The organism is Bradyrhizobium sp. SZCCHNRI2009 (genome assembly GCF_032485115.1).
GTDB lineage: Bacteria > Pseudomonadota > Alphaproteobacteria > Rhizobiales > Xanthobacteraceae > Bradyrhizobium.
Genome location: NZ_JAUEUH010000013.1, coordinates 1 through 20,396 on the forward strand (window position 1 = coordinate 1; position 20,396 = coordinate 20,396).

Consider the following 20,396-nt stretch of genomic DNA (forward strand, 5'->3'; position numbering starts at 1 on the left):
CGCTACGGCGCTATTTGGGAGCGCGCGTCCGGGCGGCTTTGCTCCACCGAGCTACACCACCTCCGGGGACACGACCGGCAGTTGCGTGAGCAACTTGACTTCATCTGCGCCAAACCTAAGCCACAGGAGTTGGGCCATCACCCCCGAACACGCCAAACCGCGATTTTGGACGAGGATGCGAGTCCCAATGGCTCGAGAAATTCAGGAACTTCGCCTCGATCCAACAATGATTCTAAGCCATCCGGAGCGCGCTCAATAACGTTACGATTTGGAGATGTCCGACACGTGACCACATAATCGACGTGGTAATCTCGTAGCATCTGATGCGCGACCGGCGCTGGCGCAAGCATGAGCTTGAGCATCGCGAGATTGCCATCGTTGTTCCGGTGGTATGGGGCCGCAAACACGGCGTGTTTCGTCGCAGCCAATATGGCCGGGCCGAGATCGATCGGCGCCATGACGCTTCCTCTTGCCAATAGCCCCATAGGCTCGGCATCCGAAACACTTTGGCATCGGGACTCGTCAGGTTCAAATACCATTTCAGTCGGCTCTACCATCGAATCGATCAGTGGTTTCGCGCAATTTCCAAGTACTGCGAACATGACCGGAGACACGACGAACGCCACCAAAACGAGGCTGCTTGTCTGGGCAAGCGATGGCCAGATGAAGACAGCGGCTGCGGCGAATATTGGCGCTGCCGCCATGGCAGCCCCGCCTGTTCCGCGCATTTCCCACACGCTGATCGCAATCAACGTCGCGAGGGTAGCGACACCAACACCCCACCGAAATCGATCAACCGGGTTGGCTCGCAAAAATGCCGCTGCCGCAATTGCCATTGTTATAAGAGGAAACGCGTAAAAGCCGAGTACTTCCTCTGGACCGATCCGGATCATCTTCGCCAGGGATACGGTCTCCTGAACATGATCGAGCCATAGAGAAACGACCAGCGGATCAAGCTGCGAATACGGCAACACCAGCGATCCCGCAAAAAGCAGGACGAACGCACCGAGCAAGGCGATCACGGTTCCAGTCGCGGTAACAACACGCAGCCATAGCGCGGATCGGTAACGCTCAATTCCAACCATCAGCACCAGGCCAACGCCCCCGCCCACGGTCAACAAAAGCAGCGGGCCTCCGAGCGCGTCAAGCACGGGCAACGTTAGTTCCTCTGCCGGAACCAACGCAAATCCGAGAGCCGCCGATGATGCGGCTAGCGCGAGAGCAAAGGCCGAGACTTCGCGCGCAACCTCTCCACCACGCCAGACGAAAAGACCCGCCATGGCACCGCCTATCGTGACGATCACCGGCAAGATCTCAACCCCGATTGCGAGCGACACAGATCCGGTCAGCCCTGCGAGCGCAGCCCTGGTCGCGCTTCGATCGGCCTGGATCGCAAAGAGAAGCATCAGGAGCAATAGGTCGATTTGCACGTTGTGATGATCGATCGCGCCCGGCTTGAAGTGAATCAATGCTGGCGCTGCCAGCATAGCCAGCACAGCTGCGCCCAGCGGTGAGGCCGCGACGCCTTTGCTCATACGGTAGGCAATCGTCCCGACGAGCACGAGAGCCACAGCAAGCAGAAGTATTGGCCAGACGAACAGCGTTACCGCTTCCGCATGGAGCGGACCGACCAAAGGTTTCAGTGTCAGGATCGATATGGCTAGTGGCAGATCGACAATCCGCGACCAATGCATGAGCACGCCGGATGGACCCAGGCGGTATTGCCGGAGATCCCACCATGCCTGGCCGTCGAGAAAATCCCGGATTTCGACAAGACGCATCGTATCATCGGTCGACATGGCGTCGAAAACGCCGCCCCTGATCGAGAGCAGCTTGAACGCCATCGCCGCAGTAAGCCCCAGCACCAGGATCAGAACGCCGACGGCTCTTGCTCTGCCCTGGCTTGCAACCGAGCTTGAACCCGAAACGGCGTCTGACATGGTGAGCCCACTGGTTTCCGCAGCATCAACAACCGAGTTTAACTGGAGCAGCACGCACCGCGTCGAACTGCCCAACGTCTGCACAGCACTGAGCCCATCGGGTTCAAGTGTTCCGCGAGCTGCAGATATCGAGCCGATTCGTCGCTCCCGCCGGCCCCAACGCGGCCCATCTGGCAGCGCCACCAAGATGTGACCCGGATTTACTCCGACGAAGATCCTGCGTTTGGCACGTTTGGCATAGCGGACGGCCAATAAGCGGGCCATTGCGTGCGGCGCTGTGACCTGACAAATACAGATCTCAAGAAGTGCTTGACCATCACGATAGACCCGCCAGCCACAGCGGCGCCTCCGATGAGGTCGATGATGTAGTGCGCACCGATCAGGGGCGTCGCGGCAACCATCCAGGTATTGAGCGCGATCGACGCCGGCCGCAAAACTCGGATCGGCCACAAAGCCCAGATATAAAGAACTGCCGACGCCGTGTGGAAGCTTGGGAATGATACAATGCCCGCTAGCCTGAGCACGTCGAGCTGTCGTAACGACCCATCTCGTAACGCGAAAATATCCCGGAGCTGCGCCGCGTAATTTGCTGAGTCAACCTTCGGGAACTGCTCGCCCGGCGACAATCCCAGACCGTAGTAAGTCCCTATGGCCGGAATGAAGGCGGACACGACAATCGTTACAGCGAGTGCAACGCTCAACGTCAGCACGAATTGCTGAAGTCGCAAGAACCGCGCTCCCATCACCAAAATGATCGGGATCGCGAGCAGGGGCCACTTGATGAAGCCGTATGCAACTTTCAAGTAGTGCACGATCCAGCTGTGGGTGTTAAAAAACGCTGCAATCCCCTGGGGATCAAACCCAATTGCACGGTCGATCCACAATAGGCTCTGATCCTGTAGGGGCCAATTCATCGCGTTTGCGATATAACTAAGAGGGCCAGCGATCGCCGTGAGCAATATGATCTGAGCTGTGACACCAAACCAGAAGACAAGTTTAGGATCCGCGGAAGCCTGCCTGATGTGGGCATAACCATAGGCAATACTCGCAAGCGAAATCGCAATAGCAACGAGAACTCCGAAACCTATTGGCTCCAAGGAGAAGTCGGAGTACGTCAAGGCACTCAACAGCGCCGCGCCAAACAGAGCGATTGGCAGCCAATTGAGATTGAGTGTTTGCCACGCGAGGCTTTCTTCGTCGGTTTTCATGCCTGCAGGCCACCGTTTCCTTCAGCGAAGCTCTTTTGACGATCGCGAGCGCAACATCTGACGAAAGCACGGAACATTGGATCGCATTCCCAGGGAGCTGATCGCGGCACATCTCTCAAGCAGGGCTCTTTAACCCGGCGGCCAGTGGCCCGCAGATCACCCGATCTCTCACCCCGCAAAATTACGGGACAAAACTTAAGGTAGTGTGAAATGGGAGATCCTGAGATTCACGAGTCACAAACGAGGCGCGTTCTGAAGCCATTTGCAGAGCGGCCGGATTCATGCGAGGGCATTTTGGTAGATCTGGCTGGACACAATTCTCTCACCAGTTGCGTACCATTGTGGAACCTGTGCCGCGGCTTTTGCGCGGGGATATAACGCCGCGCGATCTCTAGGCTACGGCAGCAACGAAACCACGCTTTACAATCGTTTGGCCGGTGAGCGAGAGCCCTGGAATAGATCGGTGAAGCAGAGCGGGCGTTGGTGGAAACCTCGCCGTCAACTTTCTACGCAAATGCGCATGAGCTTCTGCCGCTCCGGGGGATGCAGTACCTGGCGATATCCCTCGGCGCCACGTCAGCGCGCGACAGCGGGCCTGACATAGACACTTTCGTACTTCCCGATATGGTCCTCAGTCCAGCCTCGCTTTCCTACGAGGAACTGCCTCAATTCATCATGCCCCCTAAGCCACAAGACGGCATCGATATGGTACTTCTCGAGCACCTCATCCCAGGCGGCTTCATCGACCTCCCAATGCACGAGCTTGAAGTAGTCGCGGAGCAACTCATCAGGATAAGCCGTGGCCGCTCGGCCGTCGACAAAGAGCCGGACTGATCCATGGGTAAGGAAGATCAGATATCCTCCAACATTCCAATGGTTAAGCACCCGCGCATGCGCAAGATGCTTCTCCAGGTATTCGGCGTCCTGCTCCGACAACATGTTTGGCAATGCCAAAGCCGGCTGTACTCGGATAAAAGTAACCGGAAGGACACATGCGCCAACGAGCGCTGCAGTCAGAAGCGCCCGCTGAATTTGCGGCTTGGGCAGCCGAGTGGGAAGAAGCCGATCGAGATGAAGAGCCACCGGCACCGTCGAAAAGATGAAAAAGAATGACATGTATCGAAACTGGGAAAGTCCGAGCGCGAGAAATGCCCAACACAGAATGCGGTGCTCAGCGCGGATTTTCGCCGTTACGCCGTACCGCAGTTCCAGCGCGATGAACGCAATAATGTAGGCCATTCCGGGAAGGCTGCCCGGAATTTCGACATTGTGAGAATAGGGAAGCCACTCTCCAATATGTCCCTGAACAAAGTGTCCCAAGGTAGCGGCCACGCCTTTGTAGATTTTCCAGCCGAGCGGATTGACGAAGGTAGCGGCTAGGCAGCCGCAACCAGCCACTACGATGGCCCTTAAGTCGTTCCAGTCACCTCGGAGAATGGCCCCGCCACCGAAGACAGCGAGGATCATGAAGCCAAGCACGAATCCACCGTGCAAATTCACCCAGAGCACCATCAGCAAGGGTAGCAACAACAGTTTGGTCGGCCGCAAACACTCCCGGTAGAAAACCACGCTGAATACCATGGTCGCGATGTTGGGAGATGCTGCGAGATAGCTGTTAGGCGCCGTATCGTAGGAGGGATACAGCAGGCAAACCGCAAATGTCCCGATGCAGGCGGCGAACGCGGAAGCGCCACTTCGCAAGCAAGCCGACGTGAGATATCCAGCGATCAGGATTCCGCACACCAAGACGAGGACAACAAGACCTGCGTATCCGCTGAACTTGAAGATTGTGCTGGCAACCACGTCCCATAGCCACGAGAGGTTGAACCACTGTTGGGTCCCGAGGGTGAACGACCAGGGATCCTGGAAGGGGATGCGCTCTTCCGCTCGAATCAAGTCGCCAGCGGCAAGATGCCAGCCAAGGTCGTAATGACTTAGGACGAGTGATGCGTTGGAAAGATAGAAGACGCTCAAAAGAGAGATCAGGAACGCGTAAGTCCCCAAAACCGGCGATGGCAGCCGGTCTGTCGCAGGGGAGTCGGTAAGCACGTCACGCCCGATAACGTTTGATCGTGCATCCTGCACTTCCGCCTCCGAACCATCGCGCACATGTTACTTCATTACCGATGCTGTGCGCGGACCCGTACCCCAATACGGGAAGGCGTCTAAAGCAGAGTAAACAACAAGTTCGTATCGATCCGCTCGGGCGGATAAATGGACGCTGGTTAACAAGCTGCAAACGGCAGCACTGTATGTGCCACGCCGCGCGTCTACGGGTCGCGTGGAACTTTCGGATTATGATGTCAGCTGCCGCCACAAAAAGCGCCAGAGTTGATAACTCGAACCCGCAACGAGTAGACCTGCCGTGCGGCAGGTACGGTTCATAGCGTCCACCGTGCCACCCGCCGGCCCGAGATTGAGGTGTCGGCAATCGCGCCCAGGCACTCCTTGGTGACGTCATCGACGATGTCAAGTTGAAGGCAATGCGCCGCCAACCTGGGGACGAACTTTTGCGCCAATCTGGCATGTACCAGATGCGGCGATCGCGGATGAGGGTTCGCGCGGCTCGTCGACGGCGTGACATGCTGTCCCTGCCGTCCTTGCCCTTCCAGAGGCGATGATCATGCGCTTGCTGTCCATATCGGAGTTATTGAGCGAGACGACCTCATTTGCAGGCGGGTCGGGACCCACAAGAGCGGCCCACGTTCAATGGGCGCGCTCTTGTGACCTCACATCTTTGAGAGTTCTGTGGCCCGGCCCTTAGGTCGTCGTCAGGCGTGCCAAGCCGCAGCTATCGATGCCTGCAATGCCGGGTCGTTAGGCAGGGCCGCATTGCCGGCACTTGTCGGGTCAAAGCCGGGATGGTTGGCCGAGTAACTCGCCATCGCCTGCACTAGCTGCGAGATCTGACTATCGATCTTGAGACCGCCCGAGGTGATCTCTTGCATCTCCCCTGCCGCACCGGAAAACCAGCTGCCGATCGTCACTTGGGTGCTGCTGCCCAATACGTCGATCTCGAGATCATTCCCTTTCTGAACAAACCATAGGTTTTGATCCGTCAGCCCACCAACGAAGTCCAGTTCGTTCCGAGACGGCCCGTAAGAGGGCAGATTAATCGCCGCCTGGGCTGTCGCCGTCGAGACCTGATAGACATTTTTCATCCGCCCGCCATTGGCGACTTCAGAGCCGGCTCCAAACTGGAAGACGTTCAGTCCATAGTCGTTGCCGGTCAGGACCCCGCTCGTCGCGCTGCCGACCCAGGTAAAGGTCTTCACCGCATCGGCAATAGCGGACCTGTTCCAGACCGTTCCATCGGCGAAGTTGATCGTCGTAAGTCCCTGGATCTGGCTTCCGTCACCCCAGAATTGGTAGTTGACCTTGAAAGAGTCTCCCGTCGTGGGGACCGAGATTAGCAGAGCGTCGCCCGATCTGGTGAGGCTCACCTCGTAAGAGTTGATGTTCACCAGCCGCAGCGTGTCGTTCCGGTTGTAGCCGGAGCCTGGATTGGTCAGCGTATCGTGGCCGTCACCTTTGGCAAAGACGATCAGATCGGACCCGTTGCCCGAGACGGTCAACGTATCGTCGCCTGCTCCGCCTGCGACGGTTGCCCCAGTGGCGGGTAAGGTGATCGAGTCATTTCCGGCAGAGCCGCGGATCCAGGCGTTGGCTGCGATTGTCGTTCGATCCCAGATCGTGCCGTCTGCAAAGAGGACCTGCTCAATACCGTTCGTACCATTGAACTGGTTTGTGATCCGCAGCATTTCGCCGGTTGCATTGACTTGAATGATCAGGTCATTGCTGCTTTGGCTGAAGACGACATCCGATGCGTTTAGCCTAGTCAGCCTCACGACATCCGCCCCAGCGTTGCTGCTCAGCTCATTGATCGTATCGTTGCCGGACCCTACGCCATAGACGTACGTATCGCTGCCGGCGCCGCCGGCCAGCACGTCATTGCCGGCCAGACCGTCGATGATGTCGTCGTTTGTCGTACCGTTTATTGTATCATTGCCCGGGGTACCGTAGATTGGTCCCACCGCCAGGATGTTCAGGATGTCCTGCTGACTCCAACTGACACCATCCGAGAACGTGATCGCCTTGAGGGGCCCGCCGTTGGCAAATTCGCGCTGGATGGTGACGCTCTTGCCGGTCGCCAGGACCGTCAACACGATGTCAGCACCACCATTCGGGCGCGATATCACGACACCCGTCGATGCAATGTCGGTAAACTGCAGCGTTCCCTTGAAGTTCTCGCTGTCGGCAACGATATCGTTGCCGCCGGCCGACGAATACACATAGGTATCGTTGCCGCCTTGACCGGCCATGTACTTGTCGCCGAGCCCGGCAACCAGCACGTCGTCGCGGCCGCCGTACCCCCAGATCGAGCCGCCGACGGCGGCGCTCTCCGTGTCCAGCAGGATCTGCTGCAGCTGAGCGTAGCTCCAGGTCACGCCATCGGAGAACGTGATCTGCTTCAGCGGACCGCCATTGGCGTATTCACGCTGCACAGTCACCGTCTTGCCGGTCGCCAGCACCTTGATCACGATATCCGTGCCACCGTTGGGACGCGACACCGTAACCCCGGTGGACGCGATGTCGGTGAACTGCAGTGTGCCCTTCAGGTTCTCGCTATCGGCAACAATATCATTGCCGCCGGCCGACGAATACACATAGGTATCGTTGCCGCCTTGACCGGCCATGTACTTGTCGCCGAGCCCTGCAACCAGCACGTCGTCGCGGCCGCCGTAACCCCAGATCGAGCCGCCAACGGCGGCGCTCTCCGTGTCCAGCAGGATCTGCTGCAGCTGAGCGTAGCTCCAGGTCACGCCATCGGAGAACGTGATCTGCTTCAGCGGACCGCCATTGGCGTATTCACGCTGCACAGTCACCGTCTTGCCGGTCGCCAGCACCTTGATCACGATATCCGTGCCACCGTTGGGACGCGACACCGTAACCCCGGTGGACGCGATGTCGGTGAACTGCAGTGTGCCCTTCAGGTTCTCGCTATCGGCAACAATATCATTGCCGCCGGCCGACGAATACACATAGGTATCGTTGCCGCCTTGCCCATAGAGCGACTTGTCGCCAAGCCCGGCAACGAGCACGTCGTCGCGGCCACCATAGCCCCAGACCGAACCACCAATTGCGGCACTCTCCGTGTCCAGCAGGATCTGCTGCAGCTGAGCATAGGACCAGGTCACACCGTCGGCAAAAACGATCGATTGCATCGAGCCGTCATGTGCGTACTCGCCCCGTACCGTTATGGTCTTACCGGTCAGTTTATTGGTGAACGCGACATCCGTGCCACCGTTCGGGCGCGACACCGATATATCCGTCGAGCGGATTCCGTTGAATACGAGAACTGATACGCCGCCGCCATTATTAGGATCGGTGATGGTTACGTTTCCGCCCGCCGGCGAATAGACATAGAAATCCGCTCCGCCGCTTCCGGAGACGGTTTTGTCGCCGGTCCCGATCAAGATCGCATCAACCGCGCCGGTCGCCCCGACAGTTCCCGTTGCCGCCCCTTCATCGACGATCGAGTTGATCCCATACGAAGCCAACTTGGCCTGGCGCTGCGCGGAACTATCCGTGAAGGCGGCAGCTGAGGCCAAATAGACGGCAGCTTCATTGCGGACCATCTGAGCGATCCCGGCGGCAGGCACCGACGTTCCATCAGCGAATTGAAGGAATTCAACACCGGTGTTGGAACCGAGAAAATGGTCTTTGACCTTGAGCGTTTCGCCACTTGAAAGGATACGGATCAGAAGGTCATTCCCGCTGCGCGTGACATCCACGTCACGTACGTTCAATCCAACCAGCTTTACGACATCATTTCCGCTGTTTGTGCCGGTTTCCTGGATAAGGTCATTTCCAGATCCAACCCGATAGATATAGATATCACCACCGCTCCCACCGTTGAGGATGTCGTCGCCCCCGAGGCCATCGATCGTCTCCGCATTGGGCGTACCGTTGATGCTGTCCACGCCATCGGTGCCGAGAATAAGAGTCTGGCTCGCGACGATATTGAGAATATCCTGCGAGCTCCAGCTAACCCCATCAGCAAAGGTCACAGTGGAAAGTGGGCTGTTGGTAAACTGCCCCTTCACAATGACCGTCTTGCCGGTCGACGTATTCTCGATCACGAGATCCGCGCCATTTCCCGGGCGGCTCAAGGCGACCGCCGTGGAGGCGATATCCTTCATCACGAGCGCATTGTTGCTGGTGCTATCTTCAATGACGTCGTTGCCGCCAGCAGAGCTGTAAATGTAGGTGTCGGCCCCTCCTTGGCCGTTCAGGTAACGATCTCCCAGACCAGCCACAATCGTGTCGGCCGTGTTGAAGCCGTAGATCGATGTGGCATTCGAGTTCGTCATCTGCTGCAGCACCAGCGCCCGCAGATCAGCCTGTTTCCAGACCGTGCCGTCATCGAACTCGACCTGTTCGATACCTTGACTGAACCAATCGTCGAGCGTCTGCTTGATCAGGACAGAGCCGCCATCACCAGCTCCGGGCGCGCTCTCGGCGATCACCAGCGTCAGGTCATTGCCGCTGCGGACGAAGCCGATGTCGGACGGCCGGATGCCGTGCAACTTCAGGGTGTCGTAGCTGGAGGCGTTGCCCACCGTTCCCTCGATGATGGTGTCGTTGCCATCACCGCGGTTGTAGACATAGGTGTCGTCGCCGCTCCCGCCCGACATCACGTCGTCGCCGCGGCCGCCGGTGATGACGTCGTTGGTGTTGAAGCCGTCGATGACGTCGTTGCCCGGCGTCGAATATTGCGCCAGCGCCTTCAGGCGCAGATCGTTCTGCGTCCAAACCGTGCCGTTGTCGAACACGACCCTTTCGATGCCCTGACTGAACCAGTCGTCCAGCGTCTGCTTGATCAGGATCGAGCCGCCGTCACCAGCGCCCGCCGCGCTCTCGGCAATCACCAGCGTGAGGTCGTTACCGTTGCGGACGAAGCTGATCGCTGCGGGATCGATACCCTGAAGTCGCAAGGTGTCGAAACTGGAGAAATTGCCGGCCGGCCCGTCGATAATCGTGTCGTTGCCGTCGCCGCGAGCATAGATATAGGTATCGTCGCCGGCGCCGCCGTTCAGTGTGTCGTTGCCGCGCCCGCCGATCAGGATGTCGTTGGTGTTGAAGCCGTTGATGACGTCGTCACCCGGCGTGAAGGCCTGCGACAGCGCCGTCGTGCGCAGATAATTCTGGTCCCAGGTCGTGCCATCGTCGAACACGATGTTCTCGACACCCTGGCTGAACCAGTCGCCGAGCTCGTCCTTGAGCAGGATCGAGCCGCCGTCATTGGCACCGGTCACACTTTCGTTGATGACGAGCGTGAGGTCGTTGCCGTTGCGGCTGAAAGAGATGCTGGCCGGGCTGATGCCCTTGAGCCTGAGCGTGTCGATCGTGCTGTAGTTGCCGCCGGCGACCTCGGTAATGACGTCGTGGCCGTCGCCGCGGTTGTATATGTAGGTGTCGTCGCCGGCGCCGCCGGCCAGCATGTCGTCGCCCTTGCCCCCCGTTATCACGTCGTTGGTGTTGTAGCCGACGATGATGTCGTTGCCATCGGTCGACGCCTGGGCCAGCAGCTTCAGGCGCAGATCGTTCTGAGTCCACACCGTGCCATCGTCGAACTTGACCTGCTCGATACCTTGCGCGAACCAGTCGTCGAGCTCGGCCTTGAGCAGCACCGAGCCGCCATCACCCGCACCGGCTGCGCTCTCAGCAAACACCAGGGCGACGTCGTTGCCGTTGCGAGCCAGTGAGACGTCAGCCGGGCGGATGCCGTGCAGCACCAGGGTGTCGAACTCCGGCCCTTGCGCATCGGCGAGCTCGTAAATCGTATCGTGACCGTCGCCGCGGTTATAGATGTAGGTATCGTTACCTTGGCCACCGTAAAGATCATCGTCACCCTTTCCGCCCTGTAGCACGTCGTCGTAGCCGAAGCCGTAAATGACGTCGTTACCCTCCGTGCCGGCGGCGGCATCGATCTGTTGCAGAATATCGTGCCAGCCGAGAACGGTGCCATCCGCGAACTTGAAGTTCTCGATCCGGTCGTCCTCGGTCTCGAGCAGGCCGTAGATAATCGAGAACTCACCGAGAATCGTCAGGCTGTCAGTGGTGCCGTTGATGGTGATTCGGAGATCGCTGGTGTTGCCGTCGTGATGGAACGTGAGGTCGCTGGCCGAGATCCCTTCCTTGAATTGGACCGTATCCTCGGCGCCGCTCAAGATCATACCGAGACGGTCCTCGATCGTGTCCGAGCCATCGCCGCGGCCGAACATGTAGGTGTCGTTGCCATTACCGCCGCTGAGAAAATCGTTGCCGGCGCCCCCGTCCAGAACGTCATCGTAGTTGAAGCCGTAGATCGTGTCGTTGCCATCCGTGCCCGCGTTCGCGTCGAGCATTTGGATAACGGATTCCCAGTTCGTGAAGTCGCCGTCGGCAAAACTGAAGATCTCAACCCGATTGACCATGGTATCGAGCCCGCCATAGGCGACGTCGAACTGCCCCTTGATCGTCAGGACATCATCGGTTCCGTTGATCAGGATATCCAGGTCACCCGAATTGCCGGTACGCCGGAACGTCACATCCGAACGCGAGATGCCTGATCCGAAGCGAACGGCATCCGGCGTCTCCATCCAGGTATAGGTCTCGTTCTCCTGGATCGTATCGTGGCCGTAACCGCGGCCGAAGACATAGACATCGCCGCCATCACCACCGCTCAGTGTGATGCCGCCAGCGCCGGCGCCGGGATCGAGGACATCATCGTCAGGGGTTCCGTCAAACTCGGTCGCGCCCGCTGCGAAATGCGAGACCTGCTTGGCGATCTCCTGCTTATCCCACACCACACCGTCGGCAAAGGCGATCTCGGCGACGCCGCGATCCGGGTTGACGTTGCCACCGAGGAGGCCCTGCCGGACGCCGGTGAACTCGCCGAGAATGGTGATGTCACGGTCCTCACCGTTGACATTGGCATGCAAGACAAGGTCGATACCGTTGCGAGTTGCCGTCACGTCGGTGGAGCGCAAGCTGGTCAGACGCAGCAGGTCGGCATTATTCCCCGTACCGCCGCCACCGCTATCGGTGTCGTCGATCGTGACGTGTGTGAACGAGCTGCCGACGAAGTAATTGTCCGCACCGACCCCACCCCGGCCCGTCTGGCTTCCGGACAGGACAATAAAATCAGGGTTGTTCGTCCCATCGACGACGGCTTCTGTTCCCGTGCGGATCACGCCGCTCGGAACACCGAGCGCCTCGCCAGCCTGCACCAGGCTTATCGGCAGGCCCACGGTCTCATAAGCCGCCATCGCGCTGGCGAAGGTCCAGCCATAGCTGACGGTGCCAGTCGCGCGTTCGAGATCTCCCGCAACGATGTTGAGCAGCGACCGCCAGCTCGCCAGCCACGCCGTTGCCCCCGCCGCATCGGCGGGCGCATGACTGAACACCTGCTCGAACATCGGGACGAGCTGGCGGTCGGTCGTGGTGTGGAACTTGTTGGATGCGACATCATAAGTCACGCCGACGAAATACGGCGCAAGCGATCCCTGCATCGCGAGGCGTACGGCCTGGAGGTCGACCGTCGCTGCCGATCCGCTGACGAACGACGCCATCGCGGAAATCATCGCGGCCGGCACTTTGCCGTCCGGTCCCGGGGTCACCGTATCGAAAGGCAGCGGCACGCCGAGATAGCGCTCTGCGAACGCGATCTGCTCGCCGGTCAGGAGCTCCCACTGCCCCTTCGCGCTCTGCTGCGCCAGAATCTGGTCTAGGGTCGGCTGGCCGATGACGTTGCCATTGGTATCCTTGACGTCGTCGCCGCTGGCGAGCTTCCAAAACGTCGCCCCACCCACGGTCACCTGATAAGCAAAGTCGTCGATCGACCCAGGCGAAGACGCCAGGGAGAGATATGCAATGCCTGCGTGCGAAAGCGGCGCCGCCGTGTGCCAGACTCCGTCCGCGTCACGTAGCGGCACGGCCGCGGCCCACGCCGTCAGGATTGGCATCGCCGCGTTGCGGAGGCTCGTCAGGTCTGGGCTGTTGAGGTTGCCGAGATTTGCGTTGACGACATCGATCAGGTGCGGATCGAGCGTCATCGCCACGTGAAGATCTGCAAGCGTGCCAAACCCCTTGAGGTTCGGCAGCGCGGCAGCCGCCTGGCTCACGCTGGCGTCGCCCGTGAACGTCGAATGATAGGGATCGGTGTTGAGCGACACGTCCGCCATCGCGCCGGTCGTGCCGTCGGTCCGGGTGAAGGTCCCGGTCGACAAGATCGAGTTGCCCGCGACGATGTCGGTGCTCGTCTGGCTCTGCAGGCTGATCGAAGCGACGCCTGCATCCGCAAGCGATTCCATTTCGCCCGCATCGACCACCGCATTGCCGTTGCGGTCGCGCCAGACCTGCAGCTGACCGAAGATCGCGTCGCTGGAATCGATCACGCCATCCTTGTTGAGATCATACTGTCCGAGGGCCGCGTAGCCGTCGACATCGCGACCGCCGAACAGCTCGGACGCGTTGTCCACCGCACCATTGCCGTTCTTGTCGTAGACGAGAATTCCGTCACCTCCGGACACCCATCCGGTGCGGACGAGGAAGCCGTCGACGTTCATGTCCAGCACAGGCGAGTCGGAACCGAGCGGCGTGAGCTTCACGCCGTTGCCGTCCAGATCCAGAATGAGCGGATCCCCGCCGAACAGCGGCTTCATGCCATTGACAAACAGGATGGCATTGGCCGCCTTGAAGTTGCCCGCGACCATCTGGTCGAACGTCCGGCCCATATGGAACAGGTCGGAGTAGCGGATTTCGATCGTAGCTACAAAGATGCCACCCGACTGCTGGGAGAAGGGAACGTCCGGTCCTCCCTTGTAGTCGGCGATATACATGATGTCGCCGAGCGAATCCCTGATGCCAAGCTGGCCCTCGGAATTGAGCCCGAACCAAAGGCCGCTCCCGCTAATCCATTGAGACTCGGTGTTAGGCGAACCAAGAGCGCCGTGGATCACCCGACCCGCCTTGTCGACGATGGTGTCGGACGGCTTCAGGCCATTGATGAGAACGTCGTCGGACAAGTAGATCGTCGCATGACCCGAACCGACATTGATCACCGATCCCCTGCCAGCGTGGAAAACTGTGTCGTCGCTTCCCTGCAGATTGATTGTGACGTTGATATTGCCCGACGAGATCCAGTTTTTTCCTCCACCAGTATTGATGGTGTGAAGGTATTCATCAGCATCCTTCGAGATGTCGATTCTGTCATCGCCGGCGCCGAGGTTGAGCGTGGTCATGCCGGTAAAGGAAAGGCCGGTGAATGCGGTCATACTCTTGTTGGAATACAATCCAGCGGCGTGCCCCTCTCCGCCGGAGGATGGCCTCGTCCCTAGATAGACCGCCTGTCCGTATTTGGCAAAATCTAGTGTGTCATTGCTCGAATAGGACGTCGCACCGAGATCGACGGTCGTATCATTTGCTGACGTGCGCTCACCACTACCGGATGATGATGCCTCGACGGCCAAAGTAACGTCGTTCCCGGCGAATTCCAATTTCTCAATCGACTGGAACTCGACCAAGTTTTCGCCGGCCGTAACCAGACCCCCAACCACTCCGTTCAACGATACAAAATTTCTGATTGTGCTCTGATTATAGGCCTGGCCAAATATAGCGCGGTCTACCCCCTCACCTCCTCCAACGAATTCGCGCCCACCACCTAAGTTTATAGTGTCGTTTCCTGTGCCTCCCGCAAGTAGCGCAACACCGGTCGAGGAAACACTTCCCGTGATCTCGTTGGCTTCGCTCCCGCCCCTGATATCAACCTGGACCTCTCCATTTGGCCCAACAACATCGACATTCTGACCGGATGAACCGATCTCCGTGTATTTTTGCGAAGCCGGAACTATGAAATCCCGGAACAGCTTTCCAAATTGCTGTTCCTCAAGATCGTCCAGGTACCCATACTGGTTTGGGTTGGAAGAAGCGTCCGCTGACCTAACAATCTTCCCACCTCGAACACCCACCTTCTCAAGCGGAGTGAAAATCTCCGAAACACCATCAACAACAATTATATTGGCTCCAACAGGATCGTAGTCGTAGAATCCACGAAGAACCCCATCGATAAAAATGCCGTACGGGGCGTTAGGCACAAGTATGGACGAGGTGTCACCCGCCAACGCCTTTTGGGAGAATCCCCCAGCGAGACCTGCGGTAGCTATCGCAAAATACTCAAACGGCGTTATCGCGCCGCCTAAAAGCAAGCTATTTAAAAAGTAGTTTCCAGTTAAGGCCGGAATACTGGCACCGGGCAGTATCTTAAGCGCGAGTTTGCGCTCGTCGTCTGAAGCGACAACAAAATTGTCGCCATGGCTAACTGCGTAGGCAAAGTCTTGAGTAATTGCAATTTCACCTTTGTCCTTTCCGGTCACCAACGGCCGCGTTGGATCCCAGGCCCCCACCTGGACCTGGGAGGAATGGGAATTTATCCAAGCATCGATTCTCGTGGCAGACGCGACTGCAACAGGATTTGATGAACTCAACACATCGGACACAACTTCACTATAAACTTCGTTATTAATAAGAATTTTTCGGTTGGCTCTCAGCAAAAAGTCTAGCATGCCAATGCGATCGAAATTGATCAGCATATTGGCATCAACCATCAAGAATCCGGAAGGACCACTTCCAGTAGTTACGATGTCAAAGGAGGCCGTATTCACAATGCTAGCGTTTGCCATCTGAATCCTCCCCAGAGCTCGTCAGCATTTCCATAAGAATCACGGTTATCCTTGCAGCATCCGCATGCGTTACAGCTGGATCGATCGTCTGCGCGCTTCGTTCTATTTGATCGATAAATTGGCTAGCCAGCTCCTTGTTCTCGGATCCGTGCACTGCCCGAAACTGGCGCACTACGGTTTGATCCTGAACAAGCTGGAGCGCTACAGGCATCAGCTCCTCGCGCGACCGAAGTGCCCTCCGCTGTACAATTTCCTGCCAACGATCCGTCGAATGTTCAGTCGAACCAGCCTCCGGACGGCCAGTCGTTATGTGGAGAACGTATTTTGGTTTTTCTTCTTCGGCCATTACGACCCCCATGTTATTCTAAGGAGCGAACTGATCGACTGCTCTAGCAGTTAAGCATCGGAAGAGAATAGCCCACTTTGAACTAATGGGCTATCTCTCCCTCAAGCTCTCTTGCCGGTACCTCAACAACGGCGACATCACGTACTCGATGATCCGTCTCGTCCCTGTCTTGATCTCCACCGTCACCGCCATGCCTGGTGTCAGCGCGACCATCTTGTCCTCCACCTGCATCTGCTTCTCGTCCAGCGAAACTCGGGCCGAATAGATGAATTCCTGCCCGGCGGGCTCGCTGGTCTCGGTCAGCGCGCCTGCCGTCTTACCACCATTTTGCTTGTCCGCCGGCTTCTCGCGCACGATCGAGTCCTGCGATACGCTCAGCACCTTGCCGTGGACGAGGCCGTAGCGGGTGAAGTTGAAGGTGTCGATCTTGATCTCGGCGGGCTGGCCGACATTGACGAAGCCGATGTCGCGGTTGGAGATCATGACCTCGGTCTCGAGCTGACTGTCGGCGGGGACGATGAGCATGAGTTGTTGCGCCGGTGTGACGACGCCGCCAACGGTGTGGAGTGCGAGCTGCTGCACGGTGCCGTCGATCGGCGCGCGCAGCACCTGCTCAGCGATCTTGCGCTCGGCCTTGACGAGATCCTGGGTGAGCTCGTCGGCCTTCTTCTCGGCGTCAGCAAGATCCGACAGCACTTGGCGCTCGAAGCCGGAGCGCGTCTGCGCGAGCTGCTGCTCCAGCGCAAGCCGCGCGGCCTCGATCTCGACCAGGCGCCGGGTCTGCACGACCCGCTCGTTCTGCTGGTCGATGAGCCGCGACTGCGCATCGATATAGGCGATCTGGTTGCCGTACTGGATCTCCTTGGCGTTGCGGCGGATCTCAGCCGTCTCCTGCAGGAACGGCAGCGTAGCGTCGATCTTCGCGATCGCCGCCTCGATCGACTGAGCCTCGGCGCGCTTCTGCGCGATCTGCTGCAGGTTTGACGCAAGCTTCGACAGCTGCTCGGCGGCCTGGGCCTGCAGCGCGGCGCGGGTCCGCGCAACGTCCGTTGGCGCTGCGCCGTCGGGCACCGCGAGCGGCCGCAGCTCGGCAAGATCAGCAAAGCTGTCACGGAGCACGCTGAGTCGTGCGACGTCGAGCTTCGCCTGCATTAGGCCCTGCGCGACGCGGCGGCGCTCGGCCTCGGTGACGGTGCGGTCGAGCTCGACCAGCACATCGCCGGCACGAACCTTGTCGCCATCCTGGACATGGATCGCCGCGACCACGCCCGCCTCCAGCGGCTGAATCGTCTTGGTGCGGCCGGTCGGCACGATCTTGCCCTGTGCCGAGGCGATGATGTCGACATGGCCCACGATCGACCAGCCGACCGCGATGGCAAAGAACAGGATGATGGTGCCGGCGACGGCGCGGCCCGCGGGCGAGGCCGGCGTCTCCACGATCTCCAGCGCTGCGGGCAGGAACTCGCGCGCGTCGTTGCGGCGCTTGCGGTGAGCGTCCAGCGAGATCGGGGCGTTGTCCTGGCGGTGCGCCTCAGCCGACGACATGGAGCCCCGCCTGGATCTGGTGCAGGGTCGCGTAGCGCCCGGCCCGCTTGATCAGCTCGTCATGGGTGCCGTCCTCGACCAGGCGGCCATTCTCGATCGTGATGATGCGGTCGGCGTTGCGCACGGCGGACAGCCGGTGTGCGATGATGAAGACGGTGCGTCCGGCGCAGATCTTGCGCATGTTGCGCTGGATGATGTTCTCGCTCTCATAATCCAGCGCCGAGGTCGCCTCGTCGAAGATGAGAATGCGCGGATTGGTGACCAGCGCACGCGCGATCGCGATGCGCTGGCGCTGGCCGCCGGAGAGACTCGCGCCGCGCTCGCCGACGACAGTGTCGTAGCCGTCGGGAAGCCCGAGGATGAAGTCATGGGCACCGGCGAGCTCGGCGGCCTGGATCACCCGCTCCATCGCCATGCCGGGATCGGCGAGCGCGATATTGTCGCGGATCGAGCGGTTGAACAGCACGTTCTCCTGCAGCACCGCGCCGATCTGCCGCCGCAGCCAGGTGACGTCGGCAACCGTCAGATCGACGCCGTCGATCAGGATCCGGCCGCTCTCCGGCACGTAGAGCCGCTGGATCAGCTTGGTCAGCGTCGACTTGCCCGAGCCGGAGGGACCGACGATGCCGACCACTTGGCCGACCGGCACCTTCAGGCTGACATCGTGCAGCGCCAGGGGGCCATCGACGCGATAGCGGAAATGGACGTGGTCGAACACGACCTCGCCGCGCACCGGCGGCAGCGCCGCGCGGCCGGGATTGAAGGCCGGCTCCGGCGTGGTGTTGAGGATGTCGCCGAGCCGGGCCACCGACAGCCGCGCCTGGTGGAAATCCTGCCACAGCTGCGCCAACCGCAGCACCGGCTGCGCCACCCGTCCGGCCAGCATGTTGAAGGCGATGAGCTCGCCGACGCTCAGGCTGCCTTCGATCACCAGATGCGCGCCGAAATACAGCGTCAGCGCGGTGACGATCTTGCTGATGAACTGCACCGACTGGCTGGCCCAATTGCCGAGCGACAGCACGTCGAAGCTGGCGCCGACGTAGCCCGCGAGCTGCTCCTCCCAGCGCCGCTGCATCTGCGGCTCGATCGCCATCGCCTTCAATGTCTGGATCGCGGTGACGGTCTCGACCAGGAAGGCCTGGTTCTCGGCGCCGCGGTTGAACTTGACGTCGAGGCGCTTGCGGAACAGCGGCGTCACGCCGGCCGACAGCGCGATGTAGAACGGGAACGAGCCGACCACGATCCAGGACAGGAACGGCGAGTAGTAGAACATCACCCCGAGGAAGACGAAGGTGAAAGCGAGGTCGATGACCAAGGTCAGCGCCGAGCTGGTGATGAAATTCCTGATGTTCTCGAGCTCGCGCACCCGTGCCACCGAGTCGCCCGCCCGCCGCGCCTCGAAATAGGCGATCGGCAGCGCAATAAGGTGGCGGAACAGCCTTGCGCCGAGCTCGACGTCGATGCGGTTGGTGGTGTGCGAGAACACGTACGTTCGAAGACCGCCCAGAGCGGTCTCGAAAATGGTGACGGTGATGAGGCCGAACACCAGCACGTCGAGCGTGGTGTAGCCGCGATGGGTCAGCACCTTGTCGGTGACGACCTGAAAGAACAGCGGCGTCACCAGCCCGAACAGCTGCAGGAAAAATGACGCCAGCAGCACCTCGCCGAGCAGCCCGCGATATTTGTGCATCGCCTGCAGAAACCACGTGATATCGAAGCGCCGCGCCAGATCAGACAGCGAGGCGCGGCGCGCCATCAGCACCACCGTGCCGGTCCAGTTGGCTTCGAACTCGGCGCGCCTGACACTCTGCGGCCGGTTGACGAGCGGATCCTGGATCAGCACGGCGTCAGCCGTGACCTGCCCCAGAATGACGAACGAGCCATCCGCCCGCGCCGCGATAGCCGGTAGCGACAGCTTCGGGAGACTTTCCCACGTCTGCCTGACTGCACGCGCCTTGAGATGTAACTGCTTGGCGCAGCGAAGCATCTCGGTCACGCCGACCGCCTCTCCTGCTAGCTGATGTGCAATCTGCGCCGGATCGACAGCGACCTGATGGAAACGCAGCAGCAATGTCAGGCAGTCAAGCCCCGTATCTCTCTGCCCCGCTTCCATCGCCCCTGCACTACCCTAAGTCGTGCAGGAATAATGTACCACAAGAAACGATTGGACAAGATCTGCCACGTTCCCGCCGAGGAAATTTTTTACCTGCGAGGGATCGCACGTTACATGCATTGCGTGCATTGGGTGCAGGCTTCACGCGTCTGCTGGACTAACCCGACAGCACCTCGCAACGCCCCGGACGGCTGAGGAACGAAGATTCTTGACTTACTCAGCTAGCTCCCTCACGGCAAACGCCTGAACTCCCGCGCGCCTGATGTTCCCCACTACAAACAAAGAACGACACAATCCCCGCGAATCACAAGCATCTGCGCGATGTTCGAGAGCTGGTGAATTCCGAATTGTCGAGGCGATAAACATCCGGCCACCCGAACAACCGACAATTTTGACAGCAAGGTGAAATCCGCACTCAAAACATCGCCGCGCAACGAGCAAGCCTACATAAGGACCCCCGTTGACACCGAAGCTGCGATGTCAGGCGATCATAGGCTCACGGCCAGTAGCTTTTGGACA

At 59.5% G+C, this 20,396-nt stretch carries 7 protein-coding genes; all 7 read right to left on the reverse strand.

Features of this window, described 5'->3' with window-relative positions; all coding sequences use genetic code 11:
- Window positions 1-137 precede the first annotated feature (137 nt).
- A complete protein-coding gene (locus tag QX041_RS31990) occupies window positions 138-1,994 on the reverse strand; it encodes a hypothetical protein (RefSeq protein WP_316167825.1) in 1,857 nt (618 codons plus the stop codon).
- Window positions 1,995-2,140: 146 nt separating this feature from the next.
- Window positions 2,141-3,148 (reverse strand): phosphatase PAP2 family protein, encoded by a 1,008-nt coding sequence (locus tag QX041_RS31995; RefSeq protein ID WP_316167826.1) that lies wholly within the window; start codon window positions 3,146-3,148, stop codon window positions 2,141-2,143.
- Window positions 3,149-3,724: 576 nt separating this feature from the next.
- Window positions 3,725-5,257 carry a hypothetical protein gene (locus tag QX041_RS32000; RefSeq protein ID WP_316167828.1) on the reverse strand — a complete coding sequence of 511 codons (1,533 nt, stop codon included), beginning with the start codon at window positions 5,255-5,257 and terminating at the stop codon, window positions 3,725-3,727.
- 662 nt (window positions 5,258-5,919) lie between these two features.
- Window positions 5,920-15,798: a calcium-binding protein gene (locus QX041_RS32005; RefSeq protein WP_316167829.1), complete on the reverse strand. Its 9,879-nt coding sequence runs from the start codon at window positions 15,796-15,798 to the stop codon at window positions 5,920-5,922.
- A 61-nt stretch (window positions 15,799-15,859) separates the two neighbouring features.
- Window positions 15,860-16,219, reverse strand: coding sequence for a hypothetical protein (locus QX041_RS32010; RefSeq protein ID WP_316167831.1), 360 nt, complete (start codon window positions 16,217-16,219; stop codon window positions 15,860-15,862).
- Window positions 16,220-16,309: 90 nt separating this feature from the next.
- Window positions 16,310-17,764: an HlyD family type I secretion periplasmic adaptor subunit gene (locus QX041_RS32015; RefSeq protein WP_316167832.1), complete on the reverse strand. Its 1,455-nt coding sequence runs from the start codon at window positions 17,762-17,764 to the stop codon at window positions 16,310-16,312.
- Window positions 17,751-19,877 (reverse strand): type I secretion system permease/ATPase, encoded by a 2,127-nt coding sequence (locus tag QX041_RS32020; RefSeq protein ID WP_316167834.1) that lies wholly within the window; start codon window positions 19,875-19,877, stop codon window positions 17,751-17,753. The genes QX041_RS32015 and QX041_RS32020 overlap by 14 nt, the downstream gene beginning before the upstream one ends.
- Between the last annotated feature and the right edge of the window lie 519 nt (window positions 19,878-20,396).

Coding starts and splice junctions, on each gene's coding strand:
- QX041_RS31995 (WP_316167826.1), bottom strand. CDS start 3,148: ATGAAAACCGACGAAGAAAGCCTCGCGTGGCAAACACTCAATCTCAAT.
- QX041_RS32005 (WP_316167829.1), bottom strand. CDS start 15,798: ATGGTTGATGCCAATATGCTGATCAATTTCGATCGCATTGGCATGCTA.
- QX041_RS32010 (WP_316167831.1), bottom strand. CDS start 16,219: ATGGCCGAAGAAGAAAAACCAAAATACGTTCTCCACATAACGACTGGC.
- QX041_RS32015 (WP_316167832.1), bottom strand. CDS start 17,764: ATGTCGTCGGCTGAGGCGCACCGCCAGGACAACGCCCCGATCTCGCTG.
- QX041_RS32020 (WP_316167834.1), bottom strand. CDS start 19,877: ATGGAAGCGGGGCAGAGAGATACGGGGCTTGACTGCCTGACATTGCTG.